12 protein-coding genes and 1 pseudogene are annotated in these 17,370 nt (G+C 61.3%); 9 read left to right on the plus strand and 4 right to left on the minus strand.

Going from position 1 to position 17,370, the window contains the following annotated elements:
- The first annotated feature begins 29 nt into the window (after positions 1–29).
- Positions 30–1,685 carry a M28 family peptidase gene (locus tag OUZ52_RS01060; RefSeq protein WP_266156445.1) on the plus strand — a complete coding sequence of 552 codons (1,656 nt, stop codon included), beginning with the start codon at positions 30–32 and terminating at the stop codon, positions 1,683–1,685.
- Positions 1,651–2,190 (plus strand): RidA family protein, encoded by a 540-nt coding sequence (locus tag OUZ52_RS01065; RefSeq protein WP_266156446.1) that lies wholly within the window; start codon positions 1,651–1,653, stop codon positions 2,188–2,190. The genes OUZ52_RS01060 and OUZ52_RS01065 overlap by 35 nt, the downstream gene beginning before the upstream one ends.
- Before the next feature lie 19 nt (positions 2,191–2,209).
- Here OUZ52_RS01065 and OUZ52_RS01070 read toward each other — a convergent pair.
- Positions 2,210–2,950: pseudogene (locus OUZ52_RS01070) on the minus strand (DUF1835 domain-containing protein); the annotation flags it as partial.
- Positions 2,951–3,367: 417 nt separating this feature from the next.
- On the opposite strand from OUZ52_RS01070, the gene OUZ52_RS01075 reads away from it, so the two are divergent.
- The 3 genes from OUZ52_RS01075 (at position 3,368) to OUZ52_RS01085 (ending at position 8,169) form a co-directional block, all read left to right on the plus strand.
- Positions 3,368–5,626 carry a TonB-dependent receptor gene (locus OUZ52_RS01075; protein ID WP_266156448.1) on the plus strand — a complete coding sequence of 753 codons (2,259 nt, stop codon included), beginning with the start codon at positions 3,368–3,370 and terminating at the stop codon, positions 5,624–5,626.
- Positions 5,627–5,685: 59 nt separating this feature from the next.
- The gene (locus OUZ52_RS01080) at positions 5,686–7,716 is read left to right on the plus strand and encodes a phosphocholine-specific phospholipase C (protein WP_266156449.1); all 2,031 of its coding nucleotides are present in this window, start codon (positions 5,686–5,688) and stop codon (positions 7,714–7,716) included.
- A 111-nt stretch (positions 7,717–7,827) separates the two neighbouring features.
- On the plus strand, positions 7,828–8,169 hold the full coding sequence (locus OUZ52_RS01085; protein ID WP_266156450.1) for a hypothetical protein: 342 nt from the start codon (positions 7,828–7,830) through the stop codon (positions 8,167–8,169).
- Between the two features lie 41 nt (positions 8,170–8,210).
- Here OUZ52_RS01085 and OUZ52_RS01090 read toward each other — a convergent pair whose 3' ends face one another.
- The 3 genes from OUZ52_RS01090 to recQ all read right to left on the minus strand — a co-directional run bounded on the left by OUZ52_RS01090 (position 8,211) and on the right by recQ (position 12,651).
- Positions 8,211–9,938 (minus strand): cation:proton antiporter domain-containing protein, encoded by a 1,728-nt coding sequence (locus tag OUZ52_RS01090; RefSeq protein ID WP_266156451.1) that lies wholly within the window; start codon positions 9,936–9,938, stop codon positions 8,211–8,213.
- Positions 9,939–10,120: 182 nt separating this feature from the next.
- Positions 10,121–10,564 carry a hypothetical protein gene (locus OUZ52_RS01095; RefSeq protein ID WP_266156452.1) on the minus strand — a complete coding sequence of 148 codons (444 nt, stop codon included), beginning with the start codon at positions 10,562–10,564 and terminating at the stop codon, positions 10,121–10,123.
- Between the two features lie 275 nt (positions 10,565–10,839).
- Positions 10,840–12,651 carry a DNA helicase RecQ gene (recQ, locus tag OUZ52_RS01100; protein WP_266156453.1) on the minus strand — a complete coding sequence of 604 codons (1,812 nt, stop codon included), beginning with the start codon at positions 12,649–12,651 and terminating at the stop codon, positions 10,840–10,842.
- A 352-nt stretch (positions 12,652–13,003) separates the two neighbouring features.
- Between recQ and OUZ52_RS01105 the strand changes: the two genes are divergently transcribed.
- From OUZ52_RS01105 to OUZ52_RS01120, 4 genes are all read left to right on the plus strand, one after another.
- A complete protein-coding gene (locus OUZ52_RS01105) occupies positions 13,004–13,123 on the plus strand; it encodes a DUF6229 family protein (RefSeq protein ID WP_266156454.1) in 120 nt (39 codons plus the stop codon).
- A 10-nt stretch (positions 13,124–13,133) separates the two neighbouring features.
- A complete protein-coding gene (locus tag OUZ52_RS01110) occupies positions 13,134–14,630 on the plus strand; it encodes a S41 family peptidase (protein WP_266156455.1) in 1,497 nt (498 codons plus the stop codon).
- Positions 14,631–14,923: 293 nt separating this feature from the next.
- Positions 14,924–16,507, plus strand: a complete 1,584-nt coding sequence (locus OUZ52_RS01115; protein WP_266156456.1) for an inorganic phosphate transporter — start codon at positions 14,924–14,926, stop codon at positions 16,505–16,507.
- A 193-nt stretch (positions 16,508–16,700) separates the two neighbouring features.
- The gene (locus tag OUZ52_RS01120) at positions 16,701–17,132 is read left to right on the plus strand and encodes a GFA family protein (RefSeq protein ID WP_266156457.1); all 432 of its coding nucleotides are present in this window, start codon (positions 16,701–16,703) and stop codon (positions 17,130–17,132) included.
- Positions 17,133–17,370 lie beyond the last annotated feature (238 nt).

A 17,370-nucleotide genomic window follows, 5' to 3' on the forward strand; every position in this document is an offset into this window, starting at 1 on the left:
AGTCGCTCCTCAGTTATGTAGGGGCGCTTATGTTTCGCTTGCTGTTGACCGCTGCCGGTTGTGTGGTACTTGCTGCATGCCAGCATCATCCGGCCGCCTCCGCCGACAACAATTCGTCCGACCCGTTGCAGGGCTTCTCGCCAGGCATCGTCGCGCCCGATCTGGCCAAGCACATCAAGGTGCTGGCGTCGGATGACTTCGAGGGCCGTGCGCCGGGTAGCAAGGGCGAGCAGCGCAGCACCGACTACATCGTTCAACAGTTCCAGCGTATCGGCCTGGAACCCGGCAATAACGGCAGCTGGCTACAAACCGTGCCGTATGTTGCGACCACCCTGCAAAAGCCCGGGGAGGTGAAGCTCAGCATCGACGGCGCCAAGGCCAGCCCCGCCCTGACGTTCGGCCAAGACATGGTGGTCGGCTCGCTCACCCACCAGGCCCATGCCGAGATCACTAGTTCGCCGCTGGTGTTTGTCGGCTACGGCGTCGACACACCGGAAAGAAGCGACTACGCCGGCCTCGACCTGCGCGGCAAAACGGTGGTGATCCTGGTCAACAGCCCGGGCTGGAGCCATCAAGATCCGATGCTGTTCAAAGGCCGTGAGCTGACCTATTACGGCCACTGGGCCTACAAGCTGGATGAAGCGGCCCGCCACGGAGCCGCTGCCGCCTTCATTGTGCATGACGCCGATGCCGCCGGTTATCCATGGAGCGTGGTGCAAACCGGTTGGCAGGGCGCGCAATTCAGCCTTCCCGCCAGCGAAGACCCCACCCCGCACTTGCCGGTGGCCGGCTGGCTGACCACAGCTGCGGCGCAAACCCTGTTTGCTGCTGCCGGCGCGGATTTCAACGAACTGAAAAAGGCCGCCGACCTGCCCGGCTTCAAAGCCGTCGAACTCGATGCCAAAGCCAGCCTGGCCATCGACAGCAGCATCACCCAAGGCGAATCGCATAACGTCATCGGCAAACTCACCGGCAGCAAGCAGCCCGATGAAGCCATCGTGTATTCCGCGCACTGGGATCACCTGGGACGCGACGGTGAGCGCATTTATCACGGCGCGGTGGAAAACGCCTCGGGTGTCGCCGGCTTGCTGGAGATCGCCGAGGCCTTTACCCATCACAAACCAAAAACGCATCGCAGCATGCTGTTTCTGGCCTTTACCCTGGAAGAGTCAGGACTACTTGGCTCGCAGTATTACATCGCACATCCGGTGATGCCGCTGGATAAAACCGTCGCCGATATCGACGTCGATGCACTGACCGTGATCGGCCCCAGCCACGATATCGCGGTGATCGGTTATGGCCAGTCGCAACTGGACGATTACCTCGACGAAGCCGCCGAAACCCAACGCCGCGAAATGGCTCCGGATACCAAACCGGCCAAGGGCTCGTTCGCTCACTCCGAGCAATTCAACTTCGCCAAGGCGGGCGTGCCGGTGCTGTATGCACGCTCGGGCCTGGACTTGCTCAACGGCGGCGTAGCCGCCGGCCGCAAAGCCTACGATGACTACATCGCCAACCGTTATCATCAGCCGACCGATGTGTTCGATCCTCATTGGGATCTACGCGGCATGGTGCAAGATCTACGTGCCCTGTTCATCGTCGGCGGCAAGCTGTCGATGGAAACCACCTACCCGCAATGGAAACCCGGCAGTGACTTCAAGCGACCTGCATCCATCAAGCGATAGCAGCCAGCCCGGTCAAGCTGCTCGCCTTGCCCTGGCGATCAGCCTGTTGGTCAGCACGACCTCGGTGCTGGGCACAACCGACCACACCCGCTTTATCAACCCGGCCAACTTGCCCGCGCCCACCGGCTATACCCAGGTGGTCGAAGCGCCGGCTGGACGCACGCTTTATCTCTCCGGACAAATCGCGCTGGATAAGCAAGGCCATTTGGTCGGCGCCAACGATTTCAGCGCCCAGGCCGAACAAGTATTCGCCAATCTTAAAACCGCGCTGGAAGCCGCTGGCGCCAGCTTCGACCAAGTAGTGAAGCTGACGATTTATGTCACCGACATGAGCCAGCTCAAAGCGCTGCGTGCGGCGCGCGATAAATACATCAATCTAAAACACCCGCCCGCCAGCACCCTGGTCGAGGTACGCCAGCTGGCGCGCGATGGCTTGCTGCTGGAAATCGACGCCATTGCCGTGGCGCCGTTGCAGGAGCGCCCGCCGCCCTCGCAAAACGATTAGCGATGACGGTGGCGCCGCGCAAGGCCAGCTCACCCGCCTCGGCCAACTCAAGGCAACGCCAGAAGATAAATCCGTCGCTGGCCAACATGCCTTCTATCGCCCCCATTACATCGCCCACCACGCGTGAAGCGCGCACCCAGTCCGAGGTGGCGTGCTGCAAAATCACCGCGTCGGCCAGGCAATAAGCCGCCGAGACCAAGGCGTGGTTTTTCCATAGCCGCATCTCGGCATTGGCTTCGACGCTTTGCTGCCATTCATCGCTTAATTGGCGAATACGCATCGGCGCCATCGGCGTCGTATGGAAACACTGCGCAGACAATCGCTCGGGCGGATACATCGCCACCGAGGCCAGCTCGTTCGATACCGTCCCCACTAGCTCACGGACGTCCATCGCCACTTCATGAATGCGATGCGGCGTGCCCCGCAGATGCGCGACCACCCGGCGCAACAACAATTGATCGGAAGCACAGGGACCATGCCAGATCACCACGTCGGCAACCTCCCGCTGCAGCATCTGCAATTTGTCCAGCACACGCTGCATCTCCAGCGCAAAGTCGATGTCGCCATGCGGCGCAATGCGCTTCCAGAAGCGTACCCGGGACTGAACGTGGTCATCGATGCCGGCCAGCGGTCCGATCGCAAGATCATCGCGCAGCACCACGATCTGATCGGATCTGCCAGCCTTGGCGAGCGCATGGCGCAAGGTGCCGCCAGCCGAGTCGCCATAAACCACATGGATATAAGGCAAAAGGCTACTCATGGATTCCCCGATGGCAAGCAAACAGGCTTGGCAATGTGTGACGCCGGTTGGCCTGTCGCATCATCGCCCACGCATTGTAGTCACGCTGTAACGCCCGGCGACAATCCTGCGACAACGCCCGTATTTCCCCGAGGTCACTGGATTTCCACCAGCCCCGACGCAAGCGCCGAAGGCCACGCTGTAAGCCCGCTGCCTCAGTCAAATCAAAGGCAGTGTGAACGGGTCCGCTGAAGCGGCAGTGCGCGCGATAGACAAGTCGATCTAGACAACCAGCACCGCATGTCCTCTTTGCGCAGTCCGCGCGCCATCACCGCTAAACCAACGTGAAATGAGCGCCCCCTTTAATAGGCAGGTCAATCGGCGGCGTGCGTCCTGTCTAGCGCCCGCCCGTCATTCAACTCTATCCAAGGCCTACCTATGACGTTGCTCCGCACCCCTCTCTGTCTTGCATTGCTGGCGCTATTCCCCTTGCTCGCACACGCGGGCGATGACACCACCGCGCCCGTCGATGAAACGGCCCCGGCCGCGACCACCAAGACACTGGAAGCCATTTCAGTAGTAGGCCAGAACGCCACCCGCCAGGTGCAGCAGATGGACAAGGCGCAGATCGAGCAATTCACGCCCGGCACCAGCCCGATCCAGATGCTATCGAAACTGCCGGGTGTCAATTACGTCAGCAACGACCCTTTCGGTACCGATGAATGGTCCACGCGCATTAGCTTGCGCGGTTTTAATCACACCCAGCTCGGCTACACGCTCGACGGTATTCCACTGGGCAATACCGACTACCACAGCGGCGACGGCCTCAGCGTAACCCGCGCCTGGATCGGCGAAAACCTCGGCGAACTGGATCTGGCCCAAGGCTCAGGCGCGCTGGGTACGGCATCGACCAGCAACCTCGGCGGCACTGTGCAGTTGCATACTTCCGACCCGAGCATGACCCCGGGCGTGCGGGTCAATGCCACCGGCGGCAGCTATGGCTTCAAGCGTGGCTATATCCGCGCCGATACCGGCAACCTCGACGGTTTCCGCGGCTATATCTCCGGCATGTATGTCGATGCGCCGAAGTGGAAAGGCAACGACGACCAGACCCAGAAGCAGCTCAACGCCAAGGCGCTGTATGAGTGGGAGGGCGGCCGCATTACCGGCTTGCTCGATGTCGTGCGTCGCATCGAGCAGCCATATATGGACTTGTCGCTGGATTCGCTCAAGCGCTGCGGCTATCGCTTCGACTACCTGGCGCCCGATTGGCAGCGCGCCGTCAACATTGCCAACGGCAAGTACAGCGGCTGCGTGACCAACCCCGATGACACCTACTACAACGGCAACGGTATTCGTCATGACGACGTCGCGTCGGTCAAGGGCGAGTTCTTTCTCACCGACCAGCTGACCCTGAATGTGCAGCCGTATTACCACCACGACCTGGGCCAGGGTCACTGGTATGCGCCGGCGTCGGATCTGCCATACACCCCGGCACCGGGCGATGCGCCGATCGCCTTGCGCCTCTCGCACTACCTGATGCTGCGCGACGGTATCGTCAACTCGTTGAGCTATGACGTCGGCAATCACCACATCGAAGGCGGCTTCTGGTTCGAGGACAGCAAGTACACCATCGGACGCAGCTACCAGCCGATCTCCGCCTCCGGCGGCCCGATCAGCCAGGACAAGATTTACGACACCTACTACAACTCGATTTTCCGCCAGCGCTTCACCACCCTGACCCGTCAGTGGTATCTGCAAGATTCGTTCTCGGTGCTGGATGACACGCTGCGCATCGACGCCGGCTTCAAGGGGCATAACGTCACCACCAACGCCATCGCCTTGCTGCCAGGCCGCGCCAGTGGCGCACTGACGGCACAAAGCGGTTTTCTGCCGCAGGTGGGCGCCAACTACAAAATCGGTAACGGCTGGGAGGCCTTCGCCTCGTTCTCGATGAACCAGAACGCCTTCGAGCCCGGCGCCAACGGTGCATGGTCGTCCAACCAGGCCACCTTCAATGGCTTGCGCGGCAGCTTGCGTCCCGAACGCTCGGCCAATAGCGAGCTGGGCCTGCGCTATGTCGACAGCACCATTCAATCGTCGCTGGCGCTGTACAACATCGACTTCAAGAACCGCCTGCTGGTCATCGTGCCCTGCGCCGGCGTGGTCAGCTGCCCGAACCAGATCGCCAACGTCGGCAAGGTCAATTCGCAAGGTGCGGAGTTCACCTTCGTCTGGCAGCCGACCCCGGCACTGCGCTGGTTCAACTCGGCCACCTACAACGATGCCAAGTACAAGGACAACTACCTCGACGCCGGCGTGCTGATTCCGACCAAGGGCAAGACCGTGGTCGATTCGCCCAAGCAGATGTTCTCCAGCGAGCTGTCGTACAAGTTCGGTGACTTCCGCGCCTCGCTCGGCACCAAGTACACCGGCGCGCGCTACTACACCTACGTCAACGACCAGCGCATCGACGGCTTCTGGCTGTGGGACGCCGGCCTGTCCTGGGAGCAGAAGAACCTTGGTTTCGCCAAAGACCTGAAGATCTCGCTGACGCTGACCAATCTGCTCAACAAAAAGTACATCGCCACCGTCGATAGCAATGGCTTCACCACCAGCGACCCGACTGGCACCTTCCAAAGCCTGCTGGTGGGCTCCCCGCGACAGGGCTTCCTGACTGTCGATATGTCGTTCTGATCGAAACATCCGATAAGCCCCCGCCCCCGCCAGGCGGGGGCCTTCAACGGAGAAGTACGATGACGCAAGACAAGACCCCCGATGTCAGTCGTCGCAAATTCATGAAAGCTGCCGCGGTAACCGCCGGCAGCGCCATGGCGATGGCCGCGCTGCCACCGGCGCTACGCAAGGCGATGGCGACAACTCTACCCAGGGGTACCGCCAGCAACAGCATCAACGACGTGCAGCATGTCGTGATCTTCATGCAGGAAAACCGCTCGTTCGATCACTACTTCGGCACCCTCAAGGGTATTCGCGGTTTCGGCGATCGACAGCTTGCACCGCTGCCCAACGGCAATAGCGTGTTCTACCAGCCGACCAGCACCTCCGGCCATTACATCCTGCCGTTCCATATGGACACCACGACCACCAACGCCATCTGCGCCAATGCGGCGGCGATGAGTTATCCGGTGGACATCGGCATCTGGAACAAAGGCCGCTTCGACAGTTGGAATACCGCCCGCGACCCCGGCTTGGGCATGGGCTATTTCAAATCGGCCGACCTGGCTTTTTATTACGCACTCGCTGATGCCTTTACGGTATGCGATGCCTATCACTGCTCCACCCTGACCCAGACCAACCCCAATCGGCTGCACTTGTTCAGCGGCAGCAATGGGCTTTCGGTGGGCGACACGGCGGTACTGGACAACACCGAGCCGGCTGCCGGCTTTACCTGGACCACCTACGCCGAGCGCCTGCAACAGGCCGGGGTGAGCTGGAAGGTTTATCAGCAGACCGATAATTTCGACGACAACGCACTGGCCTGGTTCAGCAATTTCAAGAATGCCCAGCCCGGCGATGCGCTATACGACCGCGGCATGGCGACGGTGCCGGACCTGGTGCAGGCGTTTGCCGATGACATAAACAATGGCACGCTGCCGCAAGTCTCGTGGATCGTCGCGCCCGCCAGCCTCTCTGAACACGCCAACTACAAGCCCGCGGTCGGTGAAGACCTCACGGCTCGCTTGTTGACCGCCCTGGCCGCATCGCCAGAGACCTGGGCCAACACCGTGTTCATTCTCAACTACGACGAGAATGGCGGCTTCTTCGACCATATGCCGCCGCTGACCCCGCCGCCCTCCAGCAGCTACGGTTTGTCGACCGTCAGTGTCACTGGCGAAGTCACCGCCGGTCAGCCGATTGGCCTGGGCTTTCGCGTACCCATGACCATCATCTCGCCGTGGACACAAGGCGGCTGGGTCTGCTCGGAAGTGTTCGATCACACCTCGGTGATCCGCTTTCTGGAAAACCGCTTCGGCGTCGCCGAACCCAATATCAGCGCCTGGCGCCGCGCCGTTTGCGGCGACCTCACCAGCGCCTTCAACTTCGATCTCAGCAATACGACATGGCCTGCGCTGCCTGACACCAGCAACTACGTCGCGCAGGCCAACCTGCAATGCACCACGCTGCCTAACTCCAGCGTGCCTGCCGTCCAATCGGTACCCGTACAAAGCACCGGCACACGCCCGGCACGTGCGTTGCCCTATGTGCTGCAAGCCGATGGTCGCATCGACGTTGCCAACGGCCGCTTCTGGATCGACTTCACCAATGCCGGCAGCGCCGGCGCGGTGTTTCAGGTCTATGCCGGCAATCGCAGCGATGGCCCGTGGACTTACACCGTCGAGGCCGGCAAAAAGCTTAGCGATTACTGGAGCGCCGTGCGCTACAGCGCCGGCGTCTACGACCTCAGCGTGCGCGGTCCGAACGGATACCGCCGGGATTTTCACGGCCTGGTAAAAACCAGCTACCCGCTTGAAGTACAGCTGCGGCCAACGACCAACGGCACCGGCGTCACGCTCAGCTTCAGCAATCGCGGCAGCAAGCCGATCACCGCGTCAGTAAGCAATCTCGCCTACGGCAGCAGCACGCCGGTCAGTGTCCAAGTGGCCGCCAACAGCACCACCCAACTCAACTGGAGCGACGCCAGCAACGGCGGCGGCTGGCACGACATCCAGGTGCTATGCAGCCAGGATGCCCAGTTCAAGCGCCGCTATGCCGGCCGTGTCGAAAATGGCCTGCCAGGCATCACCGATCCCGCCATGGGCCTCTAACGCAACCCGCTGAAAAAGCCTTTGGCCCCTCCCCCTGCAAGCAGGGGGAGGTTGGGAGGGGGTGCTCTCACTCTCGCACCGCTGTTCATAGCTGCAAGGACTGCACCTTTCATGAACACGTCGCAGGCCAATCACCGTTTAGTCATTTCCGGGCGGCAGACTTTCGCCGTGGTATTGACGAAGGAACGCATGGTGTTGGCGCAGTACGTGTATTCAGCAAAAATCGGTTTGTTTCGCATCGTGCAGCATGGCCACCGTTGGCGCAGCCTGCTTGACGCCGAAGAAATCGACCGGCACGACTCAGCCGAATCCGCCTTGCATGCGCTACGCCAACAATGGCCGCAAGCGCGATTACCCGATCGACTTCAGCTATGGCGTCATCTGCCTGCGCTCGCGCTTTCGCATTCGCGGCCGGCGGATGAGCCGGTGATTCGCTGGAAGTTGACCGGCTAGCCGCCCACCTCATCGGCGATAGCACAGGCCGATCGCCGTGGTTAAACCGCTGGTGCCGCCGAGACGGAAGTATCCGGCTGAGCCTCCGGCAAACGCTCCATCATCACCCTGGCCAACTCGCGCTCGCCCAGCAAAACCACGTCCGCGCCCTGCTCCTGCAAATGCTGCAGGCATGCCTCGGAATCAGCGCGCGCAATGATGGTCAGCTGCGGATTTTGCTTGCGCGCGGCATACACCACCACACCACTTTCATAAGCCTGCGGCAGGGTCACGAACACTGCGCGCGCCTGGCTCAGATTGGCCGATGCCAGCACCACATCCATCGCGGCATTGCCCTCGATCGTCTCGATACCTTGTTGATGCAACACCTCGACACGGTCGCCACGCTCCTCCAGCACCAGCAAGGTATCGCCACGGGCACGCAGTTGATCACCAAGCAGCTGCCCCAGCTGCCCATAGCCGGCCACCACTACATGATCGTGCAAGCGGGTAAGCGGCCACGCTGTTGCCCCATCCGATACGGGCGAGGCCTGAGGCGTCAAGGCATCGGCAGCCGCTTGCGCGCGCTCGTCGCGCGCATCCAGCCACGGTTTGGCGCGGTCGAGCAATTTGAACAGGAAAGGATTAAGCAGGATCGACATGATCGCCGCAGCCAGCAGTACGTCTTGTGCCTCTTTCGAGACCATCTGCTGGGCCACGCCAACGCCGATCAAAATGAAAGAGAACTCGCCGATCTGCGCCAGGCTGGTGGCAATCGTCAGCGCGGTGCGCAGCGGGCGCCCGGAGGCCAGCACAATACCCAGCGCCGCCAGCGATTTGCCGATCACGATGATTGCCAGGGCCGCCAACACCACCAAGGGCTCGGTCAACAGCACCTGATAATTGAACAACATGCCGATCGAGACGAAGAACAGCACCGCGAATGCATCACGCAGCGGCAGAGTCTCCTCCGCGGCATCGTGTGCCAGTTTGGATTCGCCCATCATCATGCCGGCAAAAAACGCACCCAGTTCGAACGACACCCCGAACAGCTCGGTCGCGCCGAAGGCGACACCCAGCGCAATCGCCAGCACCGCCAACCGGAACAACTCACGCGAACCGGTATGGGCCACTGTCTTCAGCACCCAGGGAATCACCCGCTTGCCGACGATCAACATCACCGCGACGAACAGCACCACCTTGCCGATGGTCAGGCTTACCGTCTTGAACACCTCGCCAAACGACAAGGTACTGCCTTCGCCGCCCATCATGGAGGCGCCGATGGCCGGCAGCAGCACCAGCGCCAGCACCATCGCCAGATCCTCGACAATCAGCCAGCCGATGGCGATACGGCCACGCTCACTTTCCATCAGGCGTTGCTCTTCCATCGCGCGCAGCAACACCACCGTACTTGCCACCGACAGGGCCAACCCGAACACAAAGCTTTGCGCCAGCGGCCAGCCGATGGCCCAGCCGAGCAGCATGCCGAGGACCGTGGCCACGGCCATCTGCACCAGAGCGCCGGGGATCGCGATGCTTTTGACCGACAGCAGATCTTTCAACGAAAAGTGCAGGCCGACGCCAAACATCAGCAGCACCACGCCCAGCTCGGCCAGCTGGTGCGCCAAAGGGCCATCGGCCACAAAGCCGGGCGTGAACGGCCCCGCCACCACACCGGCGAGCAGATAACCGGCCAATATCGGCAGTTTCAACCGATGCGCGATGGCGGCGAAGAAAAACGCCAAGACGATGCCGCCAACGACAGTCATGATGAGCGGGGCGTCATGCATAGCGATAGTCCTGTCGAGTCAAAGTGGATCGATGCGGCGACAGCGCCGCTTTCAAGCTGAGCGCAGCGCCATCATTCAACGATAACCGCACCCATGTAAAACCTTTATAAGCCGCGCGACCTCGAAGGGCGCCGCGTGGGTCATGCCACCGTTGAACCGGTGCGCTGAAGGGTTGACTGTTTTCATCGTAAATCGCTGGGAGGAATTTCCAGCATCGTGCGGTCCCGGTTGATGGCCACGATCTCCGGGCGGTCCGCCGCATAAACGATTGCTACCGGTTTTCCTTCCACGAAATTGCCCAACAGGCTGGTCTCGATAAACGTCGATACCGTCGCCTCGCGCCGGGTGCCGGATGCATCGACATAGGCGAGCAGCAGGTTCGTGGCCGCCACCTGGTTATTTCCGTAGCTGCCGGCCTTGGTCAACCGCTGCGCCTGCCTGGACATGCGTACCACGGTGGCTTCGCCCGGGGTGATGTTTTTGCCCAGCGACTTCCAGATGTTCTCGTCTGTCTTATAGACCGCTACGCTGGCCTTGGCCGAGGAGACGGCAAAGAACCCGAACACGGCGAACAGCAAGCTGAGCCCGAGGCATATCACCATCAGCATGATGTCCCACCAAGCCATCGCATCCGTCCTTTTCAACGTTCATCCGGGGGTCTTCATCCGGGGGCTCGCAGGCTGATTGAAGCCAGGCGGCGGCGATCAAGCCCTGTCATTCATCGAAGCCTACCCGTCTGGAGGCTAAGGAGATACGCGGTGGGACGCAAGCCAAAACTTGGGCTTGGCGGTTACCTCACTCAGACCGTTGCGGCATGGCTCAAGCGGACGCCGCGAGCATCAGGCTGCCGATAAAAATGCAGCTACGTCACCCCGGTGCGGGCGGCATGGCCTGGCGGTGATCAACCTTCTGCGTTGATCACGGCGAGAAAATCCTGCCCGTAGCGCTTGAGCTTGGCCTCGCCGACGCCACTGATCGAGCCCATTTCTGCTTCGTTCGCCGGCAGCGCACGCAGCATCGCCAGCAAGGTGGCGTCATGGAAGATCACATACGCGGGTACGCCGTGTTGCTTGGCCAGCTGCGAGCGCAACGCACGCAGGGCATCCCACATCGATTGCTCGTAGGCCTCGATACCGAGGCTGCCGCCGGTGACCAGCTGGCTATCGCGGCGCCGCTTCGAGCTACGCCCTGGTCGCGCGTCTTCACGCAGATGCACCGACTGCCCACCGGTGAGCACCTCGCGGCTGGCGCGGGTCAAACGCAGGGTGCCGAAACCCTCGGCATCGGCCTCCAGCAAACCCACCGCAAGCAACTGGCGAAATACCGAACGCCATTGCTTCTCGTCCATGTCGGCGCCGATACCAAACGTGGTCAGGCGATCGTGGCCGAGCTGGGTCATGCGTTCGCTTTCGACGCCACGCAGAATGTCGATGACATGGCCGGAGCCAAAACGCTGGTTGCTGCGATACACCGCCGAAAGCGCTTTCTGCGCCGGCACGGTGGCGTTCCAGGTCTTCGGTGGTTCCAGACAGTTGTCGCAATGGCCGCAAGGGCCATGGTAGTTCTCGCCGAATGCGGTCAGCAGCAGTTCGCGACGGCAGCGGGTCGCCTCGGCGTAAGCCAGCAACGACTCCAGCTTTTGCCGCTCGACCCGTTTGCGCTCATCGGCAGACTCCGACTGCGCAATCATCTGGCTCATCGTCACCACGTCGGACAAGCCGTAAATCATCCAGGCTTCGGCAGGCAGGCCGTCGCGGCCAGCGCGGCCGGTCTCCTGGTAATAGCCTTCCATGCTGCGCGGCAAATCCAGGTGCGCCACAAAGCGCACATCCGGTTTGTCGATGCCCATGCCGAATGCCACCGTGGCGACCATCACCACGCCGTCTTCGCGCAGAAAACGCTGCTGATTGGCCGCACGCGTCGCCGCATCGAGGCCTGCGTGATACGGCAACGCGGCGATGCCCGATTCGATCAATGCCGCCGCGGTTTCATCCACCTTGCGGCGACTGAGGCAATACACAATGCCTGCATCGCCGCGATGGTTGTCGAGAAACGCCATCAACTGACGGCGCGCGTTTTCGCGCAAACCCACGCGGTAACGGATATTGGGCCGGTCGAAACTGGAAACGAATTGCCGGGCCTCCTGCAAGGCCAGCCGCTCGACGATTTCTTCACGAGTGCGCGGATCGGCCGTGGCGGTCAGGGCAACGCGCGGCACCACGGGAAAGCGCTGATGCAGTATCGCCAGCTCGCGATATTCCGGGCGGAAATCATGCCCCCATTGCGATACGCAATGCGCCTCGTCGATGGCGAACAGGGCGACTTCGGTGCGCTCCAGCAAGCCCAGGAAACGCTGCGTCAGCAATCGCTCCGGCGCCACGTAAAGCAGATTCAACTCGCCTGCGAGCAAGCGCTGTTCGACATCGCGCTGTTCGTCCAGGCCCAGGCTCGAATTGAGATAGGCCGCGGCCACGCCCGCCTCGCGCAGCGCATCGACCTGATCCTGCATTAAGGCAATCAAGGGCGACACCACGATGCCGGTGCCTTGCCGCAGCAAGGCAGGTATCTGGTAGCAAAGCGATTTGCCGCCACCGGTGGGCATCAGCACGAGGGCATCGCCGCCTTCGGCCACTTGCTCGACGATAGCCTGCTGCTGTCCGCGAAACGCGGAGTAGCCAAAGACGGTCTGCAGTATCTGAAGCGCGGGGGACATCCGTCGAATAGTATCAGAGAGCCCCGGCGGCTTCCTGGTCAACGTTGGCCGCAACCCCTCGAGGCCGCACCAGTCAACGACGTTCAGAGGGTTCCTAGCTCGATGCAGAGACCTCGGCGAAGCCTCCAACAGCGGCCAGGCGATAGCCAAAGTTCCGATTGACAAGGCTTATTGAAAGCGACCAACGTATGCCCGCGGCGTTTCCTGAAGGGGGCTTCGATACGCAGCAGCACTGGCCTAGCAAGAGCACCGCAGCTGTTTGAACATCAAGCGTTCGGGATGGCGCCCATGCCGGGACATCGGGGATGGCTGCGACCGACATTCCCTTCGATAGCTTCAAAGGGGCAACGCCATGCAACAGACTGACGACATCGTTTCGGACTGGCTGGGCGGCCCGGACAGCATCGACGGCATGAAGAATTGCGCGTTTTTCGTTGACGGTTTGCGCGCCGTTTCCTGCACCGCCTTATAGAAATCAGCCCATGACACGTCGACTCATCCGCAAGCATCTAGGTGTCTTCATGCTCGCCTGCATGATTTGCGTCAGCGCCCAAGCTGGACCGGACAGCTCTGTTGCCGATGCGCCATCCACGGCGCAGCCCACATCCATGCCAGCCTCCGGGCATCAGGCGCCGCTTAGCGTGAAGCAAATGCGCGACGACCTCGCCTTTCTGCGCGCCAAAATACTCTCCCAGCATTCCAATCCGTATCTGTACACCAACGCCAAGACCTTCGACCAGCTTTACCGCGAACTGGATCGCGGCCTCGATCGCCCGCTGGATCGACTGGAGTTTTATCGGCGCGCGGCACGCCTGGCCGCCTCGCTAAAAGACGGCCATACGCTGGTCGACCTGCAAATCGATGACTTTGAGGCCTTCGCCAAAATTCACGGCGTGTTTCCGCTGCAGGTGTCGTTCATCGGCGGAAAGCTTTATGTCAGCGCCCATCAAAGCGCTGAGGCAAAGCTCAAGCCAGGCACCGAGATCACCGCCATCAATGGCAAGAGCACAGCCGCCATCGTCGAGGACTGCCAGGCGCTGATCAATGATGTGCATCCCATCTACGATGTCTACGCCCGGCTGTTTCGCGAGTTGTACTGGCTTAGCTACGGCGCATCCCCAGGCTTCGCCATCGCCTACCGCAACAAGGATGGCAGCAGCGGCACTACCACCGTGCCAGCACACCTGTTTCCGCCGGGTGCGTTCCATAGTTACGAACCGGAAGGTCTAGCTTATAAATTCGAGATACTCCCATCGAGCCAGGTCGGGCTGCTGACGATTAACAGCTTCTCTCCCTCCGATCAGTTCGATGCGTTCATCGACGCATCGTTCGCCACCCTGCAACGCGGCAAAACCGACGCGTTAATCATCGATATTCGCAAGAATGGCGGCGGCTCCGGCAGGCTGGCCCAGCAAGTCGTCAGCTATCTCACCGAGCAGCCTTACCAGCTGATTGGCGCCTTCTACGTCAAAGTCACCGACGACTTGAAAACGCTTTACCGGCAGGCCACCACCCACACCGATGAAGATACCCGCCAGATCGTCATGAGCCATCCGTCCGGCGAACTCGTCGATGGCTTGAAGGACTCCGGCCCGGTGGTGATCACCCCGGTGCATCGCGAGCATGTCTTTCACGGCAAGCTTTATTTGCTTACCGCCAACAATACGTTTTCCGCCGCGGCGATGTTTGCGGCCTACATCAAGTGCAATCAGCTCGGCACCGTCGTCGGCGAAGCGCCAGGACAAGCGACCAACTTCGTCGCCGATGCGGTTCCCTTCACCATGCCCAACTCCAAACTGAGCTTTGAAGTTTCGTTCTCGGAAATCCACATGCCGTGCGAGCAAAGCTACTACCAAGGCATTCGTCCGGATTACCCGGTGACGCCATCGCCTGATCAACTGGCCGCTGGCAAAGACGCCGCCCTCGACTACACCTTGAAACTCATCGAGCAATGGCGGCACTCAAACACTGCGCGGTAAACGAATGAGACCGTCTACTGCATGGCATTCGCGCGGCAGGTCATCGCGAAGTGCGCCGAGCAGGCAGCACAACGGATAAGCCCGTCCAGCAAGAGCTGCAGCGAAACAGTTTCAGCTCAAACAAAGCCTGGAGCCAAGCTCAAGACATCATGCGAAAGCGATAAAGCGGCCAGCCGCCCTTGCCAACCATGCGCCAGGCTCAGAATCTTGCGCCTTGAGGCCCTGCCGGTTGTCACGCTTTTGTCTTGCACAGTGCTTAGCTTGCGAGAGGCTGACCATGTGAAGGAATGCCCATGCAGACTGAAGCCGCCGTCGCAGCCGCCAGCCCATCAAGCCAGGGCTCCGGCAAGACATTCGCCATCGTCTTTGGCTTGATCCTGCTGATCGGCGGCGGCTATGCCGGGCTTCATCTGATCGACGACCTGTCGATTGTCCGCTCCCATTCCACTGCGCCCTTTATCTTGCTGGGCGTGGCCTTGTTGATCGCGCTGGGGTTCGAGTTCGTCAACGGTTTTCACGACACCGCCAATGCCGTGGCCACGGTGATTTATACCCACTCGATGCCCGCCAACCTGGCGGTGATCTGGTCAGGCATCTTCAATTTTCTCGGCGTGCTGGCCTCGTCCGGCGCGGTGGCCTTTACCGTGGTCTCGTTGCTGCCGGTCGAACTGATACTGCAAGTCGGTAGCAATGCCGGTTTCGCCATGGTCTTCGCGCTGTTGATCGCGGCGATTCTGTGGAACCTCGGCACCTGGTATTTCGGCCTACCGAATTCGTCGTCGCATACCTTGATCGGCTCGATCATCGGCGTAGGCCTGGCCAATCAGCTGACCTCGGTAAAAACCGGCACCAGCGGTGTTGACTGGAGCGCGGCAGCCGGCGTGTTCAAGGGCCTGGTGTTCTCGCCGATCGCCGGCTTTATTCTGGCCAGCCTGCTGATGCTGTTGCTCAAGGCGCTGGTGAAGATTCCCGCGCTGTACCGCGCACCGGAAGGCAACAAGCCGCCGCCGTGGCCGATCCGCGCGCTGCTGGTGCTGACCTGCACCGGCGTGAGCTTTAGCCATGGCTCCAATGACGGCCAGAAAGGCATGGGCCTGATCATGCTGATCCTGATCGGCACCGTGCCCACCGCTTATGCATTGAACGGCGCGGTGACCGGTGGCGAGGTGAAAACCTTTCACGAGATTTCGGTCGAAGCAAGCCACGTACTGAGCGGCCTGGATCAGGCGCAAATCATCAGCGGCGACCCGCGCGCCCTGGTCACCAGCGCGGTGCAACAACGCAGCCTGCTACCGAGCACGGTACCGGCGCTATCCAGCCTGATCGCCGAGATCGACCAAAAGGTCGGCAATCGCCCTTCGTTACGCTCCGTGCCACCGGAACAAATGGGCAACGTGCGCAACGACATTTACCTGGCCAATGCGGCGATCCCGCTGGTGCTGGCACAACCGGGCCTCAACAGTGAGCAGACTAAAACGCTCACCACCTGGCGCGGCATGGGCACCCAGGCGATCCAGTTCATTCCGCCATGGGTGAAGGTGGCCGTGGCCCTGGCGCTGGGCCTTGGCACCATGGTCGGCTGGAAACGCATCGTGGTAACCGTCGGCGAAAAAATCGGCAAGGAGCACCTGACCTACGCCCAGGGCGCCTCGGCAGAACTGGTGGCGATGACCCTGATCCAGGCCGCCGACATGTACCACCTGCCGGTGAGCACCACCCACGTGCTGACCTCGGGCGTGGCCGGCACCATGGCGGCAAACGGCAGCGGCCTGCAATGGAGCACCGTACGCAACCTGCTGATGGCCTGGGTGCTGACGCTGCCCGCATCGATCCTGCTGGCGGGCGGCCTGTTCATCGTCCTGCGGCATTTGTTCTGATCGATGGCGCCCGCGCGGCGCCACGCATGTGATGCCCGGCTTGCGCAGGCCCGGGCGATGCATGACGCATGCAGGATTGTTGCCCCGGCACGGGCCGTATAAAGTCGCGGCGAACCGCGATGGCCTGAGCGCTTCGGGCGGATGACTGCCACGTCGAAGCCCCCCAGGCACCGCCACTACGGATAGCGCATACATGTTGATCCACGGTAAGTGCCACTGCGGAAACATCTCCTTCTCGCTTACGTGGGAGCCCGACCCCATCCAGATTCCGGCCCGCGCATGCAGTTGCTCCTTCTGCGTCAAGCACGGCGGTATATGGACGTCCCATCCTGATGGCAGCTTAAAGATCCGGGTCGAGGATCCGGCATTGCTCTCCAGATACACCTTCGGCACCAAGACCGCCGAATTCCTCATCTGCACACGCTGCGGCGTCGTGCCGGTGGTGACCAGCCGGATCGACGGCCATCTTTACGCGGTAGCCAGCGTGCATGCGCTGGAGGGTATCGATCCGTCGCAACTTCAACACGGCTCGGTCGACTTCGACGGCGAACAAGAAGATACACGGCTCGCCCGCCGCCAGCGCGGCTGGATCGCCAAGGTGGAATACACCGAAGGGCGGACTTGATCCCTCTGCCGATCCATCTGGCGAGCCGCTGATTCAGAGAACAGACACCGCGCTACCGCAGGAGCAAACATCCATGGATATTCGCGTCGACGATTTGCGCCATCCGCAGGTCATCCAGTTACTGCAAGAGCACTTGCAGAGCATGGCGCAGCACTCACCGCCTGAAAGTATTCACGCCCTCGATCTCGACGCGCTGCGCAAGCCGGACATCACTTTCTGGAGCGCATGGCAGCAGCAC

The sequence above is a fragment of the Dyella silvatica genome, assembly GCF_026283955.1.
Lineage (GTDB): Bacteria > Pseudomonadota > Gammaproteobacteria > Xanthomonadales > Rhodanobacteraceae > Dyella_C > Dyella_C silvatica.

Coding starts and splice junctions, on each gene's coding strand:
- OUZ52_RS01060 (WP_266156445.1), top strand. CDS start 30: ATGTTTCGCTTGCTGTTGACCGCTGCCGGTTGTGTGGTACTTGCTGCA.
- OUZ52_RS01075 (WP_266156448.1), top strand. CDS start 3,368: ATGACGTTGCTCCGCACCCCTCTCTGTCTTGCATTGCTGGCGCTATTC.
- OUZ52_RS01080 (WP_266156449.1), top strand. CDS start 5,686: ATGACGCAAGACAAGACCCCCGATGTCAGTCGTCGCAAATTCATGAAA.
- OUZ52_RS01085 (WP_266156450.1), top strand. CDS start 7,828: ATGAACACGTCGCAGGCCAATCACCGTTTAGTCATTTCCGGGCGGCAG.
- OUZ52_RS01090 (WP_266156451.1), bottom strand. CDS start 9,938: ATGCATGACGCCCCGCTCATCATGACTGTCGTTGGCGGCATCGTCTTG.
- OUZ52_RS01095 (WP_266156452.1), bottom strand. CDS start 10,564: ATGGCTTGGTGGGACATCATGCTGATGGTGATATGCCTCGGGCTCAGC.
- recQ (WP_266156453.1), bottom strand. CDS start 12,651: ATGTCCCCCGCGCTTCAGATACTGCAGACCGTCTTTGGCTACTCCGCG.
- OUZ52_RS01105 (WP_266156454.1), top strand. CDS start 13,004: ATGCAACAGACTGACGACATCGTTTCGGACTGGCTGGGCGGCCCGGAC.
- OUZ52_RS01110 (WP_266156455.1), top strand. CDS start 13,134: ATGACACGTCGACTCATCCGCAAGCATCTAGGTGTCTTCATGCTCGCC.
- OUZ52_RS01115 (WP_266156456.1), top strand. CDS start 14,924: ATGCAGACTGAAGCCGCCGTCGCAGCCGCCAGCCCATCAAGCCAGGGC.
- OUZ52_RS01120 (WP_266156457.1), top strand. CDS start 16,701: ATGTTGATCCACGGTAAGTGCCACTGCGGAAACATCTCCTTCTCGCTT.